The following is a 21,373-nucleotide window of genomic DNA, read 5'->3' as shown; positions in this document are numbered from 1 at the left end:
ATCAACTGATAAATCGGAATGATTTAGATAGTGATAGAAATGAAATGATAGGGGGAGTAAAAGATGTCACAAAAAGGAAGAAGTCTCATCAAGGCTGCATTTGATACAGATAATTTTCTAATGCGAATTAGTGAGAAGGTTTTAGATATTGTAACAGTCAATCTTCTCTTTGTAGTAACTTGTTTGCCAATCGTAACGATTGGGGTAGCCAAAATTAGTCTCTATCAGACAATGTTTGAAATCAAGCAAAGTAGACGTGTTCCAGTTTTTAGAACCTATCTAAGATTTTTTAGGCAAAATCTGAAACTAGGTTTTCAGTTGGGGCTGTTAGAATTAGGAATTGTATTTCTAACTCTTTCAGATCTCTATCTTTTCTGGGGTCAAACAGCTCTGCCCTTCCAATTGGTGAAAGCCATTTGTTTAGGGATTCTGATTTTTCTTACTATTGTGATGTTGGCTAGTTACCCGATTGCGGCACGTTATGACCTATCTTGGAAAGAAATTCTTCAAAAAGGACTGATCTTGGCTAGCTTTAATGCTCTTTGGTTTATCTTGATGATTGCAATTATCTTTTTGATTTTGATGATTCTATATCTATCAGCCTTTACCCTTCTATTGGGAGGATCAGCTTTTATTCTCTTTGGTTTTGGACTTCTTGCTTTTTTACAAGTAGGAGTGATGGAAAAGCTATTTGCTAAGTATGAGTAAGGGTTGCAATTATTTCTGAAACTACTTTCAAACGCTCCCAAAGCTATTCTATAAGCGAGAAACTAAAATCTAAGTGTCTATGAGATATTGAAAGCCTTTTCTCTAAAGTGTATACTAAAGAAGTAAAGAAAGAATCTGCTCTAGCAGAAAATAAAAATAACAGGAGAAAATCTATGTCAGATTTAAAAAAATACGAAGGTGTCATTCCAGCCTTCTACGCATGTTACGATGAACAAGGAGAAGTAAGTCCAGAGCGCACACGTGCCTTGGTTCAATACTTCATTGATAAAGGTGTTCAAGGCCTTTATGTTAATGGATCTTCTGGCGAATGTATCTACCAAAGCGTTGAAGACCGTAAGTTGATTTTGGAAGAAGTCATGGCAGTTGCCAAAGGTAAATTAACTATTATTGCCCATGTTGCTTGCAATAATACTAAAGATAGTATGGAACTTGCTCGCCACGCAGAAAGCTTGGGTGTAGACGCGATTGCAACGATTCCACCAATTTACTTCCGCTTGCCAGAATACTCAGTCGCTAAATACTGGAATGATATCAGCTCTGCAGCTCCAAACACAGACTATGTAATCTACAACATTCCTCAATTGGCAGGTGTTGCCTTGACTCCAAGTCTCTATACTGAAATGTTGAAGAATCCTCGTGTTATCGGTGTTAAGAACTCTTCTATGCCAGTTCAAGATATCCAAACATTTGTTAGCCTTGGTGGAGAAGACCATATCGTCTTTAACGGTCCAGATGAACAGTTCCTAGGAGGACGCCTCATGGGTGCTAAAGCTGGTATCGGTGGAACTTACGGTGCTATGCCAGAACTCTTCTTGAAACTCAACCAATTGATTGCGGATAAAGATTTAGAAACAGCGCGTGAATTGCAATACGCTATCAACGCTATCATTGGTAAACTCACTTCTGCACATGGAAATATGTATGGTGTCATTAAAGAAGTCTTGAAGATTAATGAAGGACTTAATATTGGATCTGTTCGTTCACCTTTGACACCAGTGACTGAAGAAGATCGTCCAGTTGTGGAAGCAGCTGCAGCCTTGATTCGTGAAACTAAGGAGCGCTTCCTCTAATCCATAAGGAGGTATTTATGACTAACTACATTGCAATTGATATCGGTGGAACTAACATCAAGTATGGTTTGGTTGATCAAGAGGGGCAACTTCTTGAATCTCATGAGATACCGACAGAGGCACATAAAGGTGGTCCCCATATTTTAGAGAAAACCAAACAGATTGTAGCTAGTTATCTTGAAAAAGATTCTGTAGCAGGTGTTGCCATTTCTTCGGCAGGTATGGTGGATCCTGACAAGGGTGAGATTTTCTATGCAGGCCCACAGATTCCAAACTATGCAGGTACACAGTTCAAGAAGGAAATCGAGACTAGCTTTGACATTCCTTGTGAAATTGAAAATGATGTCAACTGTGCAGGTCTTGCAGAAGCAGTTTCGGGATCTGGTAAGGGAGCAAGCGTGACCCTTTGCTTAACCATTGGAACAGGTATTGGCGGTTGTTTAATTATTGACGGTCAAGTCTTCCATGGTTTTAGTAACTCCGCCTGTGAGGTTGGCTATCTACACATGCAGGATGGAGCTTTCCAAGACTTAGCCTCAACCACAGCTTTGGTTCGTTATGTAGCAGAAGCACATGGTGACCCAGTCGAACAGTGGAATGGTCGTCGGATTTTTAAGGAAGCTACTGAGGGCAACAAGCTTTGTATGAAAGGTATCGACCGCATGGTTGACTATCTAGGAAAAGGTCTAGCTAATATTTGTTATGTGGCCAATCCAGAAGTAGTTATTCTAGGTGGTGGTATCATGGGACAAGAAGCTATTCTCAAGCCTAAAATTCGAAAAGCTTTGAAAGAAGCTTTGGTACCGAGTCTGGCTGATAAGACGAGATTAGAATTTGCCCATCACCAAAATACAGCAGGTATGCTCGGTGCATATTATCATTTCAAGACAAAACAATCCTAGTTTGGCAATGCCAAACTAGGATTTTCTAATCAAATTCCCTTGACTTTCTTTATAATTGTGAGATAATAAAGAAAATCTATAAAGGAATTATATAAAATGGCTATAGCGAATTCAAGTAAAATAGTAACCTTCCAAGCTAATAGAGAATTGGTAAACGATGCCATGGAAGTGTTAAAAGAACAAAATCTCTCTCTTTCATCAGCACTCAGATTATTTTTAAAGAATGTTGTCGTAACAAATGGAGTAGATTTACTTAGTGAAGAGGAATTAGAGAAGGAGTATTTGTTTAGACAATTACAAGCAGAAGTTCAAGAAAGTTATGCCAAGATTGAGTCTGGAAATTACTTGACAGATGAGGATGTCGTGACACGCTATGGATTATAAAAAATATAGGATTTTGTATTCCCCTAGAGTGATTGATAGTCTGGATAAAATATATCAGTATATAGCAGAGGAAATTGGTTCTGTAGAGGCTGCGAGACGAAAAGTAGCTAATATTAGAAAAGATATTAATCGGCTGGAAATTTTCCCCCAAGCTGGATTCGATGCCGATGAAAAATTTGGGAAGAGATTAGATCCTCACTACCAAACGAGAGGATTGACCTTGAGTAAGGATTACATCGTATTATATACAATTGTTGAGGATACCGTTAGGCTTGCTTATTTACTCCCTTCAAAAAGTGATTACATGAAATTATTTAAGACCGAGTCAAGATATGACTAACTCAGGATCTAGATGAGTTATGTTTAGTGACGAATAAAAATCCTAGTTTGGCTGAGCCAAACTAGGATTTTCTAATTCTTCTTTGTCTTCGATAGCCGTTGAGTTTTTTATTTTCCCAGTAGCTATTGAATATTCTCTCTTTATTTTCTCGATTGATTTCTAAAAAGTAAGCATAAATCAAATCAACCCAAAAAAGCATTGGAAGTTGAGAGGAGATACGCTGAATATAGGATGATTGATTGTGACTAGCAACCAGTACAGTTTCAGTATACAGTTGGTTTTCTTTGTTTGGTACGCTGGTAAAGAGGACTGTTTTTGCCCCCATTTCTTTAGCATCTAACAAGCTGTCCAGAATAGATTGAGTAGATCCAGATAGTGAAAAGCCTAGAACCAAGCAATTGTCATCCATGATACTAGTAGTCCAAGCAAATCCATCTTGATCGGTTATGGCTTCACAGACAACTCCTAAACGCATAAAGCGTAATTTCATCTCACGAGCGACAAGGCCAGAGCTTCCAGTGCCAAAAAAATAGACTCTTTCAGCATCTTCTATCATATTAGCTATTCGTTCTATTTGATTTTCATTAATTAATTCTTGAGTTTGCTCTCGCATATTGCTATAGCTTCTGAGAACACCTTGGATAAGAGGATTATGGGTCGATAGCTGAAGATTTTGGTTATCAATTTGATGTTGGTATTGGAAAATAAATTCTCTATAGCCAGTAAAACCACACTTTTTAGCAAAACGAGTTAGGGCAGCCTGGGAAATATGAAGTTTCTGAGCGACATTTTGTGATGATAAATCATCCTGTATCGTATCGACCTGTAAGAAATAGCGAGCAATTTCTTGTTCTAATTCAGTTAATTCATCAAAGTGGAGATCAATAATAGAGGGAATGTCTTGATTGTTCATGGGATTCCTTTGTATGATTTATATTAAATTGAAAGAAAAAATTTTCTATTGGTTGACATTATTATACCATATAAAATAATGATAATTAAATAAAAAAGAAAAGCTCTTTTAAAAATCAAATAAAGTGTTCCCGTTTTCCATAATTTTCTTCTCAATTTGTGGTACAATGAAGAATGAGATTTTAAATAGAAATGAGACTGACTTGTATGAGAAAATTTGACAGCCATTCGATTCCGATTCGGCTTAATTTATTGTTTTCAATTGTTATTTTGCTCTTTATGGCCATCATTGGTCGCCTGCTTTATATGCAGGTTTTGAACAAGGATTTTTATGAGACAAAATTAGCATCGGCAAGTAAAACAAAGGTGACCACTAGTTCAGCCCGTGGACAAATCTACGATGCAACAGGGAAACCTCTCGTCGAAAACACCATCAAGCAAGTTGTATCTTTTACAAGGAACAACAAGATGACGGCTGCAGACTTGAAAGAAACAGCCAAGAAGTTGCTAGCCTATGTGGGAGTTTCTTCTCCAACATTGACTGACCGACAGTTGGCAGACTACTACCTAGCAGATCAAGACGTCTATAAGAAAGCAGTGGAAAGTTTACCACGTGAGAAACGACTAGATTCTGATGGAAATCAATTATCTGAGTCTGAGCTTTACAATAACACAGTAGAAAGCATAGATCCAAGTCAATTGACCTACTCGGATGACGAAAAGAAAGAAATTTACCTCTTTAGCCAACTCAATGCAGTTGGAAATTTTGCGACAGGGACCATTGCGACAGATTCCTTGACAGATACACAGATTGCATTGATTGCTTCAGCTTCTAAGAATTTACCTGGGATCAGTATTTCAACTTCGTGGGATCGAAAGGTCCTAGAGACTTCACTTTCGTCTATAGTAGGAAGTGTATCCAGTGAAAAAGCTGGTCTTCCAGCTGAAGAAGCAGATGCTTATATCAAAAAGGGTTATTCTCTAAATGACCGTGTTGGAACCTCTTATCTAGAAAAACAATATGAAGAAACCTTGCAAGGAAAACGCTCGGTGAAAGAAATCCATCTGGACAAGTATGGCGATATGGAAAGTGTCGAAAATATCGAAGATGGTACCAAAGGGAATAATATTAAACTGACTATTGATTTGGCCTTCCAAGATAGTGTGGATGCTTTGCTGAAAAGTTATTTCAATTCCGAGCTAGGAAATGGTGGAGCCAAGTATTCTGAGGGTGTGTATGCAGTTGCTCTAAATCCAAAAACAGGTGCTGTGTTATCCATGTCAGGGATCAAACATGACCTGAACACGGGAGAGTTAACACAGGATTCCTTGGGAACTGTGACCAATGTCTTTGTACCCGGTTCGGTTGTTAAGGCCGCTACCATCAGCTCAGGTTGGGAAAATGGTGTTTTATCAGGAAACCAAACCTTAACAGATCAGCCTATTGTTTTCCAAGGTTCAGCTCCAATTTATTCTTGGTATAAATTGGCATATGGATCTTTTCCTATTACAGCTGTGGAAGCCTTGGAGTATTCATCTAATGCTTACGTGGTTCAAACCGCTCTTGGAATCATGGGCCAGACCTATCAACCCAATATGTTTGTTTTAACTAACAATTTAGAATCCGCTATGGGGAAACTTCGTTCGACATTTGCTGAATATGGTCTTGGAGCCTCAACAGGCATTGACCTTCCAAATGAGTCAACTGGTTTTATACCAAAAGAGTATAATTTCGCTAATTACATTACCAATGCATTTGGTCAGTTTGATAACTACACCCCAATGCAATTGGCCCAGTACGTTGGAACTATTGCCAACAACGGTGTTCGGATTGCACCTCACATTGTCGAGGGGATTTATGGAAATAATGAACAAGGTGGTTTAGGGAACTTAATCCAATCTGTTGAAACCAAGGAAATGAATAAAATTAATATTTCTGAGTCTGATGTTTCCATCCTCCAACAAGGATTTTATCAAGTGTCACATGGTGGTAGTGCTTTGACAACCGGTCGTGCCTTTTCAAATGGCGCAGCGGTATCCATTAGTGGAAAAACAGGTACTGCCGAAAGTTATGTTGAGGGTGGTCAAAAAGCTAACAATACTAATGCTGTGGCCTATGCACCATCAGATAATCCTCAAATCGCTGTAGCTGTTGTCTTCCCTCATAACACCAACCTTACAAATGGTGTCGGACCTTCCATTGCGCGCGATATTATCAACCTCTATAACCAACATCATCCAATGAATTAGAAAGGAACTTATGCTTTATCCAACACCTATTGCTAAGCTAATTGATAGTTATTCCAAGTTACCGGGTATCGGGATTAAGACGGCTACCCGTCTGGCCTTCTATACTATTGGAATGTCTGATGACGATGTCAATGAATTTGCTAAAAATCTCCTTTCTGCTAAGAGAGAGCTGACCTACTGTTCCATCTGCGGTCGCCTGACTGATGACGATCCTTGCTCTATCTGTACCGATCCGACTCGGGACCAGACAACGATTTTAGTTCTCGAAGATAGTCGCGATGTGGCAGCCATGGAGAATATCCAAGAATACCATGGACTCTATCATGTCTTGCATGGACTCATTTCTCCCATGAATGGTATCAGTCCGGACGATATCAATCTCAAGAGCCTCATGACTCGTCTGATGGATAGTGAAGTTTCAGAGGTAATCGTAGCAACAAATGCCACAGCAGATGGGGAAGCGACTTCCATGTATCTTTCTCGTTTGCTCAAGCCAGCTGGAATCAAGGTTACTCGTCTAGCACGAGGACTTGCTGTGGGAGCAGATATTGAGTATGCGGACGAAGTCACACTCTTACGAGCCATTGAAAATCGAACAGAGTTATAAGAGTAGACAAATTAACAAACTTCGTTCATTTATACAAAAATCACGGAGACCGACAGTTGTTTTATCGGTCTCTTTTTAGATTTCTTGAAGACCAGTATCAGGTTCAAGTTTCAAAAAAGAAGCAAATATGATATACTAAAGAACGAGTATTCTATTAGAATTGGAACAAATAATATGAAACAAACGATTATTCTTTTATACGGTGGACGTAGTGCAGAGCGTGAAGTCTCGGTCCTTTCAGCTGAAAGTGTTATGCATGCGGTCAATTACGACCGTTTCACAGTCAAGACTTTCTTCATCAGCCAGTCAGGTGACTTTATCAAAACACAAGAATTTAGCCAGACTCCAGGTCAAGAGGACCGTCTCATGACCAATGAAACTATTGATTGGGATAAGCAGGTTGCACCAAGTGCTATTTACGAAGAAGGTGCAGTGGTCTTTCCAGTTCTTCACGGTCCGATGGGAGAAGATGGATCTGTTCAAGGATTCTTGGAAGTTTTGAAAATGCCGTATGTCGGCTGCAATATCTTGTCATCTAGCCTTGCTATGGATAAAATTACGACCAAGCGTGTCTTAGAATCTGTCGGGATTGCCCAAGTTCCTTATGTGGCCATCGTTGAAGGCGATGATGTGACTGCTAAAATCGCTGAAGTTGAAGAAAAATTGACTTATCCAGTCTTCACCAAACCGTCAAACATGGGTTCAAGTGTCGGTATTTCTAAGTCTGAAAACCAAGAAGAACTCCGCCAAGCCTTGGAACTTGCCTTCCAATATGACAGCCGTGTCTTGGTAGAGCAAGGAGTAAATGCCCGTGAAATCGAGGTTGGTCTCTTGGGCAACTACGATGTCAAAAGCACGCTACCAGGAGAAGTTGTCAAGGATGTTGACTTTTATGACTATGATGCCAAGTATATTGATAATAAGATTACTATGGACATCCCAGCCAAGATCAGTGATGATGTGGTAGCTGTCATGCGTCAAAATGCAGAAACAGCCTTTCGTGCGATTGGTGGACTCGGTCTCTCTCGTTGCGATTTCTTCTATACAGATAAGGGCGAGATTTTCCTAAATGAGCTCAATACCATGCCAGGTTTCACCCAGTGGTCTATGTATCCATTACTTTGGGACAATATGGGAATCAGCTACCCAGACCTAATCGAGCGTTTGGTTGACCTTGCCAAGGAAAGTTTTGACAAGCGCGAAGCGCATTTGCTATAAAAATGAAAGAGAGGGTAGAAGCCAGAACCATCACTGCAAGGTGATCGGAGTTCTCGGACTTCGCCCCTTTTTAAAGGAGTAGAAATGAAACTTACAATTTACGAAGTTGCTCAAGCTGTTGGAGCTAAAAATGATGTCAGCATATTTGAGGACACTCAGTTAGAAAAAGCTGAGTTTGATAGTCGTTTGATTACTACAGGGGACTTGTTTGTTCCACTTAAAGGTGCGCGTGATGGGCATGACTTTATCGAAACAGCCTTTGAAAATGGTGCAGCAGTAACTCTATCTGAGAAAAAGGTCGCAAATCATCCTTATATTTTAGTAGATGATGTGTTGACTGCCTTTCAAACCCTAGCTGCCTACTATCTTGAGAAAACGGCTGTTGATGTCTTTGCAGTTACAGGTTCAAATGGCAAGACAACGACTAAGGATATGTTGGCGCACTTGCTATCAACAACCTACAAAACTTACAAAACACAAGGCAACTACAATAATGAGATTGGTCTTCCCTACACAGTTCTCCATATGCCTGAAGGAACAGAAAAGTTGGTCTTGGAGATGGGGCAGGATCGCTTGGGAGATATCCACCTCTTGTCAGAATTGGCCCATCCAAAAACAGCCATCGTGACCCTGGTTGGGGAGGCTCATTTGGCCTTTTTCAAAGACCGTTTGGAAATTGCCAAAGGAAAAATGCAAATTGCAGATGGTATGGCTTCAGGTTCCTTGCTTTTGGCACCAGCTGACTCCATTGTAGAGGACTACTTGCCAACAGATAAAAAGGTGGTCCGTTTTGGGCTAGAAGCAGAGCTAGAAATCATAGACTTGATTGAGCGTAAAGACAGTCTGACCTTTAAGGCTAATTTCTTAGGGCAAGCCCTTGATTTACCAGTGACTGGTAAGTATAATGCCACGAACGCTATGATTGCATCCTATGTTGCCCTGCAAGAAGGAGTGACTGAGGAGCAGATTCGTCAGGCCTTCCAAAATCTTGAATTGACGCGTAACCGTACCGAGTGGAAGAAAGCAGCCAATGGTGCAGATATTCTATCAGATGTTTACAATGCCAATCCAACAGCCATGAAGTTGATTTTGGAGACATTCTCTGCCATTCCAGCCAACGAAGGAGGCAAGAAAATCGCTGTCTTGGCGGACATGAAGGAGCTCGGTGACCAGTCTGTTCAACTCCATAACCAGATGATTTTGAGCCTCTCGCCAGATGTGCTGGATACCGTTATTTTTTATGGAGAAGATATCGCAGAATTGGCCCAACTTGCCAGTCAAATGTTCCCAATCGGCCACGTTTACTACTTCAAGAAAACAGAAGACCAAGACCAATTTGAAGACCTAGTCAAGCAGGTTAAGGAAAGTCTAGGAGCTAATGACCAAATCTTGCTCAAAGGCTCTAACTCTATGAACCTAGCCAAGTTGGTAGAAAGTTTAGAACATGAAGACAAGTGATTTTGTCAAGTATTTGCAAAGAATGATTGCCATTACAGATACTGGATTAACATTTACAAAGGATCCTTTTGACTGTGAGCGTTATGAGGACTTGCGGGTCCTTTTATCTGAAATGCTGGATCAAGCATCAGACCTCGATGTAGAAGAAGTGACAGAAGTCTTGAAACCAACTTTCGCTTATGCGACTCCTTTAATGGACGTCCGTGCTTGGATAGTTGAGGATGAAAAAATTTGTCTGGTTAGGGGACAAGGAGAGAATGATTGGGCTTTGCCAGGTGGCTTTGGCGAGGTCGGTTATTCACCAACTGAAAATATTCTCAAGGAGATTGAAGAAGAAACCGGCTTCAAAGCCAAAATAGAAAGACTACTAGCTGTTTTTGATACCAATCGTTTCCAACTACAGAGCAAACAATATGCAAAGTTTGTTTTTGAATGTAAGCTTCTTGATGGACAATTCCAAGAAAATCAAGAGATTGCAGACCTTCAATTTTTTGCTATTGACCAACTGCCGACCTTATCTGAAAAACGCATTACCAAGGAGCAAATAGAGATTCTTTGGCAGGTTTATAAAGGTCAGAAGGAGCAATATCTTGACTAAGAAGATGATTATCGTATTTCTAAATTCATTTTTCTTAAATAGCATGGTATAATAAAATGCAGGAAAATTTTGAATCATGAGGAATACTAGATGAATTTATGGGATATTTTCTTTACGACCCAAGCAACAGAACCACCCAAGTTTGATCTTTTTTGGTATGTTAGCCTATTTACGCTCTTAGCCTTAACCTTTTATACAGCTTATCGCTATCGTGAAAAGAAGGTTTACCAACGATTTTTCCAAATCTTGCAGGCGGTTCAGTTAATCCTACTTTATGGTTGGTATGGGGTTAATCATATGCCGCTATCAGAAAGCCTACCTTTTTACCATTGCCGTATGGCTATGTTTGTGGTGCTCTTGCTTCCTGGTCAGTCTAAATATAGGCAGTATTTTGCATTACTAGGAACATTTGGGACATTAGCAGCCTTTGTTTATCCAGTGCCAGATGCCTATCCTTTCCCACATATTGCGATTTTGTCCTTTATATTTGGGCACCTAGCTCTTTTGGGGAACTCATTAGTTTATCTATTGAGACAGTATGATGCACGATTGTTGGATGTGAAGGGAATTTTTCTCGTGACCTTTGCCCTAAATGCCTTAATTTTTATGGTCAATTTAGTAACAGGTGGAGATTATGGATTCTTGACAAAACCACCATTGGTTGGGGATCATGGCTTAGTAGCTAATTATTTAATCGTTTCCCTAGCCTTATCAGCAGCGATTACGTTAACAAAGAAAATCTTGGAACTATTTTTAGCACAAGAAGCAGAAAAAATGACTGCAAAGAAAGCTTAGAAATGAGCTTTCTTTTTTCATAAATCTGATTTTTTATAATTTGTTTGGAAAATAAAAAAGCTGATGAGCGAAAGTGAAAAAATAGCAAGTAAATTTAGGAAAAAACTAAGCACGATTGGATTTTTTGTGTTATAATATTCTGTGAATAGCTATGCCCTATTTTAGCTATATTGAATAGAAGTTAGAAACTTGGAAGATAGAGAGGATGCGATGTAATGGCTAGAGATGGTTTTTTTACAGGCTTAGATATTGGAACCAATTCGATTAAGGTATTGGTTGCTGAGCTTAGAAATGGTGAACTAAACGTAATTGGTGTAAGTAATGCCAAGAGTAAAGGTGTAAAAGATGGGATTATCGTTGATATTGAAGCAGCAGCAACTGCTATTAAGTCGGCTATTTCCCAGGCAGAGGAAAAAGCAGGCATTTCAATCAAATCAGTGAATGTTGGTTTGCCTGGAAATCTTTTGCAAGTAGAACCAACTCAAGGAATGATTCCCGTTACATCTGATACAAAAGAAATTACAGATCAAGATGTCGAGAATGTTGTCAAATCAGCCTTGACAAAGAGTATGACACCAGATCGTGAAGTCATTACTTTTATTCCAGAAGAATTTATCGTAGATGGTTTCCAAGGTATTCGTGACCCACGTGGTATGATGGGGGTTCGTCTTGAAATGCGTGGCTTACTTTACACAGGTCCACGTACTATTCTTCACAATTTACGCAAGACAGTTGAGCGCTCAGGTGTTCAAGTTGAAAATATTATTATTTCACCATTGGCTTTGGTTCGTTCAGTCTTGAACGAAGGCGAGCGTGAATTTGGAGCTACTGTGATTGATATGGGAGCAGGTCAAACAACTGTTGCTACAATCCGTAACCAAGAACTCCAGTTTACAAATATTCTTCAAGAAGGTGGAGATTATGTCACAAAAGATATCTCTAAAGTCTTGAAGACTTCGCAAAAACTAGCTGAAGGATTGAAGTTGAACTATGGAGAAGCCTACCCTTCGCTTGCAAGCAATGAAACCTTCCAAGTTGAAGTGATTGGTGAAGTAGAGCCTGTAGAAGTTACAGAAAGCTACCTAGCAGAGATTATTTCAGCTCGCATTAAACACATTTTTGAACAAATCAAACAAGAGTTGGAAAGAAGACATTTGTTGGATCTTCCAGGTGGGATTGTTTTGATTGGTGGAAATGCTATTTTACCAGGTATTGTAGAACTTGCACAGGAAGTCTTTGGTGTTGGTGTCAAACTTTACGTTCCAAATCAAGTTGGAATTCGTAACCCTGCTTTTGCTCATGTGATTAGCTTGTCTGAATTTGCTGGTCAATTGACTGAGGTGCATTTGTTAGCACAACGAGCAGTCAAGGGTGAGGATAGCTTGCGTCACCAACCAATCAATTTTGGTGGGATGATTCAACGTGTCACCCAGGTGTCACAACCTACCCCGATTCAATCAGCTTCAAATACAGAGGTGGAATCATCAGCTTCTACTAACGTAGTTGCTCCGAAAGAGGATAAAGTATCTTCTCAAAATAAACCAAAAATCGCAGATCGCTTCCGTGGCTTAATCGGAAGCATGTTTGATGAATAAAAGAGGAAAAATAAACTATGACATTTTCATTTGATACAGCAGCTGCTCAAGGTGCAGTTATTAAAGTAATCGGTGTTGGTGGAGGTGGCGGTAACGCCATTAACCGCATGGTTGACGAAGGTGTTGCAGGCGTAGAATTTATCGCAGCAAACACAGATGTACAAGCTTTGAGTAGTACTAAAGCAGAGACAGTAATTCAATTGGGTCCTAAATTGACTCGTGGTTTGGGTGCTGGAGGTCAACCTGAAGTTGGTCGAAAAGCTGCTGAAGAGAGCGAAGAAACATTAACAGCTGCTATCAGCGGAGCGGATATGGTCTTCATTACTGCGGGTATGGGTGGTGGATCAGGTACTGGTGCAGCTCCTGTTATTGCTCGTATTGCTAAAGATTTAGGTGCTCTTACAGTTGGTGTTGTGACACGTCCTTTCGGTTTTGAAGGAAGCAAACGTGGTCAATTTGCTGTTGAAGGAATCAACCAACTTCGTGAACATGTAGATACCCTATTGATTATTTCAAACAACAACTTGCTTGAAATTGTTGATAAGAAAACTCCACTTCTTGAAGCTCTTAGCGAAGCAGATAACGTACTTCGCCAAGGTGTTCAAGGGATTACAGATTTGATTACAAACCCTGGTTTGATTAACCTTGACTTTGCCGATGTGAAAACAGTTATGGCAAATAAAGGGAATGCTTTAATGGGTATCGGTATCGGTAGTGGAGAAGAACGTGTGGTAGAAGCAGCTCGTAAGGCAATCTACTCACCACTTCTTGAAACAACTATTGACGGTGCTGAAGATGTTATCGTCAACGTTACTGGTGGACTTGACTTAACTTTGATTGAAGCAGAAGAAGCATCAGAAATCGTTAACCAAGCAGCTGGTCAAGGAGTGAACATCTGGTTGGGAACATCTATTGATGAAAGCATGCGTGATGAAATTCGCGTAACAGTTGTTGCAACAGGTGTTCGTCAAGATCGTGTTGAAAAAGTTGTTGGACATGCACCAAAACAAGTTGTTCGTCATGAACAAGTGAGTCCAAGTCATACACGTAACTATGACCGTCACTATGACATGGCAGAAACTGCAGAAATTCCAAGTCCAGCACCTCGCCGTACAGAAACTTCTAAAACATCAGCATTTGGTGATTGGGATTTGCGTCGTGAGACGATTGTTCGTCCAACTGATTCAGTTGTATCGCCAGTTGAACGTTTCGAAGCACCATCTTTAGAAGAGGATGAATTAGAAACTCCTCCATTTTTCAAAAATCGTTAAGTAAATGAATTTGAAAGAAAATACAGAACGTGTTTTTCAACAAATAAAGGATGCAAGTCAGCAGGCAGGAAGAGAAGATAATTCTGTTTCAGTTGTTGCTGTTACAAAATATGTAGACGTACCGACAGCGGAGGCTTTGCTTCCGCTAGGTGTGCATCATATTGGTGAAAATCGTGTAGATAAGTTCCTTGAGAAATATCAAGCTTTAAAAGACCAAGATATTAGTTGGCATTTGATTGGCACTTTGCAAAGACGTAAGGTTAAGGATGTTATTCAATATGTTGATTATTTCCATGCTTTGGATTCATTAAAGCTAGCAGAGGAAATTCAAAAGAGAAGTGACCGAGTTATTAAGTGTTTCTTACAAGTGAATATCTCAAGGGAAGAGAGCAAACATGGTTTTTCAAAGGAAGAACTATTGGAACTCTTGCCAGAGTTGGCAACCTTAGATAAAATTGAATATGTAGGCTTGATGACAATGGCTCCTTTTGAAGCTAGTAGTGATGAGTTGAAAGAGATTTTTAAAGCTACACAGGATTTGCAACTAGAAATTAGAGAAAAACAAATTCCCAATATGCCAATGATGGACTTGAGTATGGGAATGAGTCGTGACTACAAGGAAGCGATTGAATTTGGCTCAACATTTGTCAGAATTGGCACAGCATTTTTTAAATAGGAAAGAAAGATGTCTTTAAAAGATAGATTTGATAGATTTATAGATTATTTTACAGAAGATGGAGAAGATGTTGCTACTACTTATCAGCCTAAAGCTGAGGAACCGATTGTGGCTCCAGTTCCTTCTGTAAAAGAGTTGACTCAACAAGTTGCGACCACACCATCTAAAGAAAAAAACATTACTCGTCTTCATGCCCGTCAACAAGAGTTGGCTATGCAAAGTCAACGTTCTACTGATAAGGTGACAATTGATGTTCGTTATCCACGTAAATACGAAGATGCTACAGCTATTGTTGATTTATTAGCTGGTAACGAAAGTATTTTGATTGATTTCCAATATATGACAGAAGTTCAAGCTCGTCGTTGTTTGGACTATCTGGATGGGGCATGTCATGTTTTAGCTGGTAACATGAAAAAGGTAGCATCTACTATGTACTTACTGACGCCAGTTGATGTTGTCGTCAATATTGAAGATATCAAAATTCCAGATGAATCACAAAATGGTGAATTTGGTTTTGATATGAAACGTACGAGAGTGAAATAATGCTCTTTCTCATTCGTTTTATTCAAAATGCAGTGGATATCTATTCACTGATTTTAGTTGTTTTTGCTCTGATGTCTTGGTTCCCCAATGCTTATGAATCGCGTCTAGGTCGCTTGATTATTAGCTTAGTGAAACCGATAATAGCTCCTTTACAACGTTTACCCCTTCAGATTGCAGGACTTGACTTGTCTGTCTGGATTGCGGTTTTATTAGTGCATTTTTTAGGGAACCAATTGATTCGACTTTTAGTGATGTTTCTATGAACAAGATGATCTATCAGCACTTTTCTAAGAATGATTCGTCTTTTATTGATAAGGGAACAGAATGGATAAAAAAGGTAGAAGACTCTTATTCTCCGTTTTTAACACCTTTTGTAAATCCTCATCAGGAAAAGATTTTAAAAGTTCTAGCATCAACGAACGGCATCTCCTACATGAGCAGTCGGCAGTTTCTTGAAACTGAATACGTGCGGATACTCCTGTATCCTGATTATTTTGAACCCGAATTCTCTGATTTTGAACTATCCTTGCAAGAAATAGTTTATTCTAATAAGTTTGAACGTTTAACGCATGCAAAAATATTAGGGACTGTTTTAAATCAGCTGGGAATTGATAGAAAGCTGTTTGGTGATATCTTAGTCAATGAAGAGAGAGCACAGATTATTATTAATCGACAGTTTACTCTCCTTTTCCAAGACGGCATTACGAAAATTGCCCGTCTACCTGTTCGTCTAGAAGAACGGGATTTTACTGAGAAAATTGCTACAGCAGAAGATTATCAAGAATTGGATATTTGTATCGCTAGTTCTAGATTAGATGTTTTCCTAGCGGGGGTCTTCAAACTGTCAAGAAATCAGGCAAATCAGTTAATTGAAAAGCAGGCAGTTCAAGTTAATTACCATTTAGTTGAAAAATCAGATTATACAGTTCAAGTTGGAGACTTGATTAGTGTAAGGAAATTCGGTCGATTGAAACTCGTTAGAGATAATGGGAAAACAAAAAAAGATAAAAAGAAATTAACGGTCCAATTGTTATTAAGTAAGTGAGGAAAAATATGCCAATTACATCGTTAGAAATCAAAGATAAAACCTTTAACACACGCTTCAGAGGGTTTGATCAAGAAGAAGTAGATGAATTTTTAGATATTGTAGTCCGTGATTATGAGGATTTAGTTCGCTCTAATCATGATAAGGATTTACATATTAAAAGTTTGGAAGAGCGTTTGTCTTACTTTGATGAGATGAAAGATTCATTAAGCCAGTCTGTATTGATTGCACAAGATACAGCTGAACGAGTAAAACAAGCTGCAGCTGAACGTTCAAATAATATTATCCATCAAGCAGAGCAAGATGCGCAACGTTTGTTGGAAGAAGCTAAATACAAGGCTAATGAAATTCTTCGTCACGCAACGGATAATGCTAAGAAAGTTGCAGTTGAAACAGAAGAATTGAAGAACAAGAGCCGTGTCTTCCACCAACGTCTCAAATCAACAATTGAGAGCCAGTTAGCAATTGTTGAATCATCAGATTGGGAAGATATTCTTCGCCCAACAGCAACTTATCTTCAGACAAGTGATGAGGCCTTCAAAGAAGTGGTCAGTGAAGTCTTAGGTGATTCTGTCTTACAACAACATCAAGAGGAAGAACCAATTGATATTACTCGCCAGTTTTCTCCCGAGGAAATGGCAGAGTTACAAGCGCGTATCGAAGCGGCTAATAAGGAACTTGCAGAAGTCGAAGCAAGAGCCGAGCAGGAACAAATGGTTTCACCAGCTCCAGTTGTTGAAGAAAGTCCAGCTCATCCAGTTGGTCCGATGTATGAAGAGCCAGAAGTAGCTCCAAGCCATTACTCAGGCCCAACACCAGCTACTGAAGCTGTAAACTCAGAACCAGGATTTGTGGCACCGCAAGAATCTGTTACAATTTTATAAGAAATAATCTGAGAACAATATCTTATCCTTATATTTCCAGCGAGCAGGAGATGGTGTGAGTCCTGTATTCCCTATTGATAAGATTATCCTCTCAAAAACTCAAGTCTGAAGCTAGTAAGATTTGACGTTTCCCACGTTACGGGATAAGAGGGAGAAAGACTAAATCTTTTTCCGAATAAAGGTGGTACCACGATTTTCGTCCTTTTTGGCAGTCGTGGTTTTTAATTTGTTATTATTTATAAAGGAGATACCATGAAACTCAAAGATACCCTTAATCTTGGGAAAACAGCTTTCCCAATGCGTGCAGGCCTTCCTACCAAAGAGCCAGTTTGGCAAAAGGAATGGGAAGATGCAAAACTTTATCAACGTCGTCAAGAACTAAATGAAGGGAAACCGCATTTTGTCTTGCATGATGGCCCTCCATACGCAAACGGAAATATCCACGTTGGACATGCCATGAATCATATCTCAAAAGATATCATCATTCGTTCTAAGTCTATGTCAGGTTTTAACGCACCTTATATCCCGGGTTGGGATACTCATGGTCTGCCAATCGAGCAAGTTTTGGCAAAGCAAGGTGTTAAGCGCAAAGAAATGGACTTGGTTGAGTACTTAAAACTTTGTCGTGAGTACGCTCTTTCTCAAGTTTATAAACAACGTGATGATTTCAAGCGTTTGGGGATGTCAGGTGACTGGGAAAATTTATATGTGACTTTAACTCCAGACTATGAAGCAGCCCAAATCCGTGTCTTTGGTGAGATGGCTAATAAAGGCTATATCTACCGTGGTGCCAAGCCAGTTTACTGGTCTTGGTCATCTGAGTCAGCCCTTGCTGAAGCAGAGATTGAATACCATGACTTGGTTTCAACTTCCCTTTACTATGCCAATAAGGTGAAAGATGGCAAAGGTGTTCTAGATACAGATACTTATATCGTTGTTTGGACAACAACTCCATTCACCATCACAGCTTCTCGTGGTTTAACTGTTGGTGCAGATATTGATTACGTTTTGGTTCAACCTGCTGGTGAAACTCGTAAGTTTGTAGTAGCTGCAGAATTGTTGACTAGCTTGTCTGAGAAATTTGGTTGGGCTGATGTTCAAGTTTTGGAAACTTACCGTGGTCAAGAACTCAACCACATTGTAACAGAACACCCATGGGATACAGCTGTAGATGAGTTGGTAATCCTTGGTGACCACGTTACGACTGACTCTGGTACAGGTATTGTCCATACAGCCCCTGGTTTTGGTGAGGATGACTACAATGTCGGTATTGCTAATGGTCTTGAAGTCGCAGTGACTGTTGATGAACGTGGTATTATGATGGCTAATGCTGGTCCTGAGTTTGAAGGTCAGTTCTACGAAAAGGTTGTTCCAACTGTTATTGAAAAACTTGGTAGCCTCCTTCTTGCCCAAGAAGAAATCTCTCACTCATACCCATTTGACTGGCGTACCAAGAAACCAATTATCTGGCGTGCAGTGCCACAGTGGTTCGCCTCTGTTTCAAAATTCCGCCAAGAAATCTTGGATGCTATTGATAAAGTTAAATTCCATACAGAATGGGGTAAAGTACGTCTATATAATATGATTCGTGACCGTGGTGACTGGGTTATCTCTCGTCAACGTGCTTGGGGTGTTCCACTTCCAATCTTCTATGCAGAAGACGGTACAGCTATCATGACTGCTGAAACGATTGAACATGTGGCTCAACTCTTTGAAGTACATGGTTCAAGCATTTGGTGGGAACGTGATGCCAAGGACCTCTTGCCAGAAGGATTTACTCATCCAGGTTCACCAAATGGCGAGTTCAAAAAAGAAACTGATATCATGGACGTTTGGTTTGACTCAGGTTCATCATGGAATGGAGTTGTAGTAAACCGTCCTGAGTTGACTTACCCAGCAGACCTTTACCTAGAAGGTTCTGACCAATACCGTGGTTGGTTCAACTCATCACTCATCACATCTGTTGCCAACCATGGCGTAGCACCTTACAAACAAATCTTGTCACAAGGTTTTGCCCTTGATGGTAAAGGTGAGAAGATGTCTAAATCTCTTGGAAATACCATTGCTCCAAGCGATGTTGAAAAACAATTTGGTGCTGAAATCTTGCGTCTTTGGGTAACAAGTGTAGACTCAAGCAACGACGTGCGTATCTCTATGGATATCTTGAGCCAAGTCTCTGAAACTTACCGTAAGATTCGTAACACCCTTCGTTTCTTGATTGCCAATACATCTGACTTTAACCCAGCTCAAGATGCAGTCGCTTACGATGAGCTTCGTTCAGTTGATAAGTACATGACTATTCGCTTTAACCAGCTTGTCAAGACCATTCGTGATGCCTATGCAGACTTTGAATTCTTGACAATCTACAAGGCCTTGGTGAACTTTATCAACGTTGACTTATCAGCCTTCTACCTTGATTTTGCTAAAGACGTTGTTTACATTGAAGGAGCCAAATCACTGGAACGCCGTCAAATGCAGACTGTCTTCTATGACATTCTTGTTAAAATCACCAAACTCTTGACACCAATCCTTCCTCACACAGCAGAGGAAATCTGGTCATATCTTGAGTTTGAAGCAGAAGAGTTTGTTCAATTATCAGAATTACCAGAAGCAGAAACATTTGCTAATCAAGAAGAAATCTTGGATACATGGGCTGCCTTCATGGACTTCCGTGGACAAGCTCAAAAAGCCTTGGAAGAAGCTCGTAATGCAAAATTAATCGGTAAATCACTTGAAGCTCACTTGACAGTTTATCCAAACGAAGTTGTGAAAACCTTACTCGAAGCAGTAAACAGCAATGTAGCTCAACTTTTGATTGTGTCTGAATTGACTATCGCAGAAGGACCAGCTCCAGAAGCTGCTGTTAGCTTCGAAGATGTAGCCTTTACTGTTGAACGCGCTGCAGGTGAAGTATGTGACCGTTGCCGTCGTATCGACCCAACAACAGCAGAACGCAGCTACCACGCAGTCATCTGTGACCACTGTGCAAGCATCGTAGAAGAAAACTTTGCAGAAGCAGTCGCAGAAGGATTTGAAGAGAAATAAGGTTGTTGTATGATACTAAGAAGGAAAAGGATTGCCAAACAGTCCTTTCCTTTTTGGTTTTGACTAGCTTTTTTGTGAAAAATTGTGTAAAATAGAATAGATAAACGAGGGGAAACCTCGGAAAATTTAAAGGAGAATCCATCTAATGGTAAAATTGGTTTTTGCTCGCCACGGTGAGTCTGAATGGAACAAAGCTAACCTTTTCACTGGTTGGGCTGATGTTGATTTGTCTGAAAAAGGTACACAACAAGCGATCGACGCTGGTAAATTGATCAAAGAAGCTGGTATCGAATTTGACCAAGCATACACTTCAGTGTTGAAACGTGCGATCAAAACAACAAACCTTGCGCTTGAAGCATCTGACCAACTGTGGGTTCCAGTTGAAAAATCATGGCGCTTGAACGAACGTCACTACGGTGGTTTGACTGGTAAAAACAAAGCTGAAGCTGCTGAGCAATTTGGTGATGAGCAAGTTCACATCTGGCGTCGTTCATACGATGTATTGCCTCCAAACATGGACCGTGATGATGAGCACTCAGCTCACACAGACCGTCGTTACGCTTCACTTGACGATTCAGTAATTCCAGATGCTGAAAACTTGAAAGTGACTTTGGAACGTGCCCTTCCATTCTGGGAAGATAAAATCGCTCCAGCTCTTAAAGATGGTAAAAACGTATTCGTAGGAGCTCACGGTAACTCAATCCGTGCCCTTGTAAAACACATCAAAGGTTTGTCAGATGACGAAATCATGGACGTAGAAATCCCTAACTTCCCACCATTGGTATTCGAATTCGACGAAAAATTGAACGTAGTTTCTGAATACTACCTTGGAAAATAAAAAATTGTAAGCCTAGGATTTATTTCTAGGCTTTTTGTTCCCAGTTTCCAACTAGTTTAAAAAGCGATATAATGATATTAATACTCAATGAAAATCAAAGAGCAAACTAGGAAGCTAGGCGCAGGCTACTCAAAACACTGTTTTGAGGTTGTGGATAGAACTGACGAAGTCAGCTCAAAACACTGTTTTGAGGTTGTAGATAAGACTGACGAA

21 protein-coding genes are annotated in these 21,373 nt (G+C 39.9%); 20 read left to right on the top strand and 1 reads right to left on the bottom strand.

Translation table 11 applies throughout. The features are described from left to right. The first annotated feature begins 63 nt into the window (after positions 1-63). From RYL77_RS06180 to RYL77_RS06160, 5 genes are all read left to right on the top strand, one after another. Positions 64-708, top strand: a complete 645-nt coding sequence (locus RYL77_RS06180) for a YesL family protein (protein ID WP_315010619.1) — start codon at positions 64-66, stop codon at positions 706-708. 173 nt (positions 709-881) lie between these two features. Further along, entirely contained in the window at positions 882-1,799 is a 918-nt protein-coding gene (locus tag RYL77_RS06175) for a dihydrodipicolinate synthase family protein (RefSeq protein ID WP_001281525.1), read from the top strand. A gap of 17 nt (positions 1,800-1,816) precedes the next feature. Continuing rightward, on the top strand, positions 1,817-2,701 hold the full coding sequence (locus tag RYL77_RS06170) for an ROK family protein (RefSeq protein WP_315010616.1): 885 nt from the start codon (positions 1,817-1,819) through the stop codon (positions 2,699-2,701). A 96-nt stretch (positions 2,702-2,797) separates the two neighbouring features. After that, positions 2,798-3,085: a hypothetical protein gene (locus tag RYL77_RS06165; RefSeq protein ID WP_315010614.1), complete on the top strand. Its 288-nt coding sequence runs from the start codon at positions 2,798-2,800 to the stop codon at positions 3,083-3,085. Continuing rightward, positions 3,075-3,425 carry a type II toxin-antitoxin system RelE/ParE family toxin gene (locus tag RYL77_RS06160; protein ID WP_102211342.1) on the top strand — a complete coding sequence of 117 codons (351 nt, stop codon included), beginning with the start codon at positions 3,075-3,077 and terminating at the stop codon, positions 3,423-3,425. The genes RYL77_RS06165 and RYL77_RS06160 overlap by 11 nt, the downstream gene beginning before the upstream one ends. Before the next feature lie 61 nt (positions 3,426-3,486). Here the strand turns inward: RYL77_RS06160 and RYL77_RS06155 are convergent, their stop codons facing one another. Then, the gene (locus tag RYL77_RS06155) at positions 3,487-4,338 is read right to left on the bottom strand and encodes a MurR/RpiR family transcriptional regulator (protein WP_315010610.1); all 852 of its coding nucleotides are present in this window, start codon (positions 4,336-4,338) and stop codon (positions 3,487-3,489) included. Positions 4,339-4,529: 191 nt separating this feature from the next. On the opposite strand from RYL77_RS06155, the gene pbp2b reads away from it, so the two are divergent. From pbp2b to RYL77_RS06080, 15 genes are all read left to right on the top strand, one after another. After that, positions 4,530-6,587 carry a penicillin-binding protein PBP2B gene (gene pbp2b / locus RYL77_RS06150; protein ID WP_315010608.1) on the top strand — a complete coding sequence of 686 codons (2,058 nt, stop codon included), beginning with the start codon at positions 4,530-4,532 and terminating at the stop codon, positions 6,585-6,587. 10 nt (positions 6,588-6,597) lie between these two features. Next, a complete protein-coding gene (gene recR, locus RYL77_RS06145) occupies positions 6,598-7,194 on the top strand; it encodes a recombination mediator RecR (protein ID WP_000966754.1) in 597 nt (198 codons plus the stop codon). Between the two features lie 174 nt (positions 7,195-7,368). Continuing rightward, the gene (locus RYL77_RS06140) at positions 7,369-8,412 is read left to right on the top strand and encodes a D-alanine--D-alanine ligase (protein ID WP_315010606.1); all 1,044 of its coding nucleotides are present in this window, start codon (positions 7,369-7,371) and stop codon (positions 8,410-8,412) included. Between the two features lie 84 nt (positions 8,413-8,496). After that, the gene (gene murF, locus RYL77_RS06135) at positions 8,497-9,870 is read left to right on the top strand and encodes a UDP-N-acetylmuramoyl-tripeptide--D-alanyl-D-alanine ligase (protein ID WP_315010604.1); all 1,374 of its coding nucleotides are present in this window, start codon (positions 8,497-8,499) and stop codon (positions 9,868-9,870) included. Then, positions 9,857-10,468 carry an NUDIX hydrolase gene (locus RYL77_RS06130; protein WP_315010602.1) on the top strand — a complete coding sequence of 204 codons (612 nt, stop codon included), beginning with the start codon at positions 9,857-9,859 and terminating at the stop codon, positions 10,466-10,468. The genes murF and RYL77_RS06130 overlap by 14 nt, the downstream gene beginning before the upstream one ends. A gap of 90 nt (positions 10,469-10,558) precedes the next feature. Continuing rightward, the gene (locus RYL77_RS06125) at positions 10,559-11,263 is read left to right on the top strand and encodes a TIGR02206 family membrane protein (protein WP_315010600.1); all 705 of its coding nucleotides are present in this window, start codon (positions 10,559-10,561) and stop codon (positions 11,261-11,263) included. A gap of 215 nt (positions 11,264-11,478) precedes the next feature. After that, on the top strand, positions 11,479-12,858 hold the full coding sequence (gene ftsA / locus RYL77_RS06120; protein WP_315010598.1) for a cell division protein FtsA: 1,380 nt from the start codon (positions 11,479-11,481) through the stop codon (positions 12,856-12,858). A 17-nt stretch (positions 12,859-12,875) separates the two neighbouring features. Next, positions 12,876-14,129, top strand: coding sequence for a cell division protein FtsZ (gene ftsZ, locus RYL77_RS06115; protein WP_315010596.1), 1,254 nt, complete (start codon positions 12,876-12,878; stop codon positions 14,127-14,129). A gap of 4 nt (positions 14,130-14,133) precedes the next feature. Next, complete coding sequence (locus tag RYL77_RS06110) at positions 14,134-14,805, top strand: YggS family pyridoxal phosphate-dependent enzyme (RefSeq protein WP_042900550.1); 672 nt, start codon at positions 14,134-14,136, stop codon at positions 14,803-14,805. A 9-nt stretch (positions 14,806-14,814) separates the two neighbouring features. Beyond that, positions 14,815-15,348 carry a cell division protein SepF gene (locus RYL77_RS06105; RefSeq protein ID WP_315010594.1) on the top strand — a complete coding sequence of 178 codons (534 nt, stop codon included), beginning with the start codon at positions 14,815-14,817 and terminating at the stop codon, positions 15,346-15,348. Then, entirely contained in the window at positions 15,348-15,611 is a 264-nt protein-coding gene (locus tag RYL77_RS06100; RefSeq protein ID WP_042900552.1) for a YggT family protein, read from the top strand. The genes RYL77_RS06105 and RYL77_RS06100 overlap by 1 nt, the downstream gene beginning before the upstream one ends. Next, a complete protein-coding gene (locus tag RYL77_RS06095; protein WP_315010593.1) occupies positions 15,608-16,393 on the top strand; it encodes an RNA-binding protein in 786 nt (261 codons plus the stop codon). The genes RYL77_RS06100 and RYL77_RS06095 overlap by 4 nt, the downstream gene beginning before the upstream one ends. Before the next feature lie 8 nt (positions 16,394-16,401). Further along, positions 16,402-17,277 carry a DivIVA domain-containing protein gene (locus RYL77_RS06090; protein ID WP_315010592.1) on the top strand — a complete coding sequence of 292 codons (876 nt, stop codon included), beginning with the start codon at positions 16,402-16,404 and terminating at the stop codon, positions 17,275-17,277. Between the two features lie 252 nt (positions 17,278-17,529). After that, positions 17,530-20,322 carry an isoleucine--tRNA ligase gene (ileS, locus tag RYL77_RS06085; RefSeq protein WP_315010590.1) on the top strand — a complete coding sequence of 931 codons (2,793 nt, stop codon included), beginning with the start codon at positions 17,530-17,532 and terminating at the stop codon, positions 20,320-20,322. Positions 20,323-20,467: 145 nt separating this feature from the next. Then, a complete protein-coding gene (locus RYL77_RS06080) occupies positions 20,468-21,160 on the top strand; it encodes a phosphoglycerate mutase (RefSeq protein ID WP_000240129.1) in 693 nt (230 codons plus the stop codon). Positions 21,161-21,373 lie beyond the last annotated feature (213 nt).

It is taken from the genome of uncultured Streptococcus sp. (genome assembly GCF_963516515.1).
Classification (GTDB): domain Bacteria; phylum Bacillota; class Bacilli; order Lactobacillales; family Streptococcaceae; genus Streptococcus.
The sequence above is the reverse complement of the archived record's forward strand: the minus strand, read 5'-3'. Positions and strand labels throughout refer to the sequence as shown.

What these genes read in the sequence shown, in the direction of transcription:
- RYL77_RS06180 (WP_315010619.1), top strand. Translation starts at nt 64, where the DNA reads ATGTCACAAAAAGGAAGAAGTCTCATCAAGGCTGCATTTGATACAGAT.
- RYL77_RS06175 (WP_001281525.1), top strand. Translation starts at nt 882, where the DNA reads ATGTCAGATTTAAAAAAATACGAAGGTGTCATTCCAGCCTTCTACGCA.
- RYL77_RS06170 (WP_315010616.1), top strand. Translation starts at nt 1,817, where the DNA reads ATGACTAACTACATTGCAATTGATATCGGTGGAACTAACATCAAGTAT.
- RYL77_RS06165 (WP_315010614.1), top strand. Translation starts at nt 2,798, where the DNA reads ATGGCTATAGCGAATTCAAGTAAAATAGTAACCTTCCAAGCTAATAGA.
- RYL77_RS06160 (WP_102211342.1), top strand. Translation starts at nt 3,075, where the DNA reads ATGGATTATAAAAAATATAGGATTTTGTATTCCCCTAGAGTGATTGAT.
- RYL77_RS06155 (WP_315010610.1), bottom strand. Translation starts at nt 4,338, where the DNA reads ATGAACAATCAAGACATTCCCTCTATTATTGATCTCCACTTTGATGAA.
- pbp2b (WP_315010608.1), top strand. Translation starts at nt 4,530, where the DNA reads ATGAGACTGACTTGTATGAGAAAATTTGACAGCCATTCGATTCCGATT.
- recR (WP_000966754.1), top strand. Translation starts at nt 6,598, where the DNA reads ATGCTTTATCCAACACCTATTGCTAAGCTAATTGATAGTTATTCCAAG.
- RYL77_RS06140 (WP_315010606.1), top strand. Translation starts at nt 7,369, where the DNA reads ATGAAACAAACGATTATTCTTTTATACGGTGGACGTAGTGCAGAGCGT.
- murF (WP_315010604.1), top strand. Translation starts at nt 8,497, where the DNA reads ATGAAACTTACAATTTACGAAGTTGCTCAAGCTGTTGGAGCTAAAAAT.
- RYL77_RS06130 (WP_315010602.1), top strand. Translation starts at nt 9,857, where the DNA reads ATGAAGACAAGTGATTTTGTCAAGTATTTGCAAAGAATGATTGCCATT.
- RYL77_RS06125 (WP_315010600.1), top strand. Translation starts at nt 10,559, where the DNA reads ATGAATTTATGGGATATTTTCTTTACGACCCAAGCAACAGAACCACCC.
- ftsA (WP_315010598.1), top strand. Translation starts at nt 11,479, where the DNA reads ATGGCTAGAGATGGTTTTTTTACAGGCTTAGATATTGGAACCAATTCG.
- ftsZ (WP_315010596.1), top strand. Translation starts at nt 12,876, where the DNA reads ATGACATTTTCATTTGATACAGCAGCTGCTCAAGGTGCAGTTATTAAA.
- RYL77_RS06110 (WP_042900550.1), top strand. Translation starts at nt 14,134, where the DNA reads ATGAATTTGAAAGAAAATACAGAACGTGTTTTTCAACAAATAAAGGAT.
- RYL77_RS06105 (WP_315010594.1), top strand. Translation starts at nt 14,815, where the DNA reads ATGTCTTTAAAAGATAGATTTGATAGATTTATAGATTATTTTACAGAA.
- RYL77_RS06100 (WP_042900552.1), top strand. Translation starts at nt 15,348, where the DNA reads ATGCTCTTTCTCATTCGTTTTATTCAAAATGCAGTGGATATCTATTCA.
- RYL77_RS06095 (WP_315010593.1), top strand. Translation starts at nt 15,608, where the DNA reads ATGAACAAGATGATCTATCAGCACTTTTCTAAGAATGATTCGTCTTTT.
- RYL77_RS06090 (WP_315010592.1), top strand. Translation starts at nt 16,402, where the DNA reads ATGCCAATTACATCGTTAGAAATCAAAGATAAAACCTTTAACACACGC.
- ileS (WP_315010590.1), top strand. Translation starts at nt 17,530, where the DNA reads ATGAAACTCAAAGATACCCTTAATCTTGGGAAAACAGCTTTCCCAATG.
- RYL77_RS06080 (WP_000240129.1), top strand. Translation starts at nt 20,468, where the DNA reads ATGGTAAAATTGGTTTTTGCTCGCCACGGTGAGTCTGAATGGAACAAA.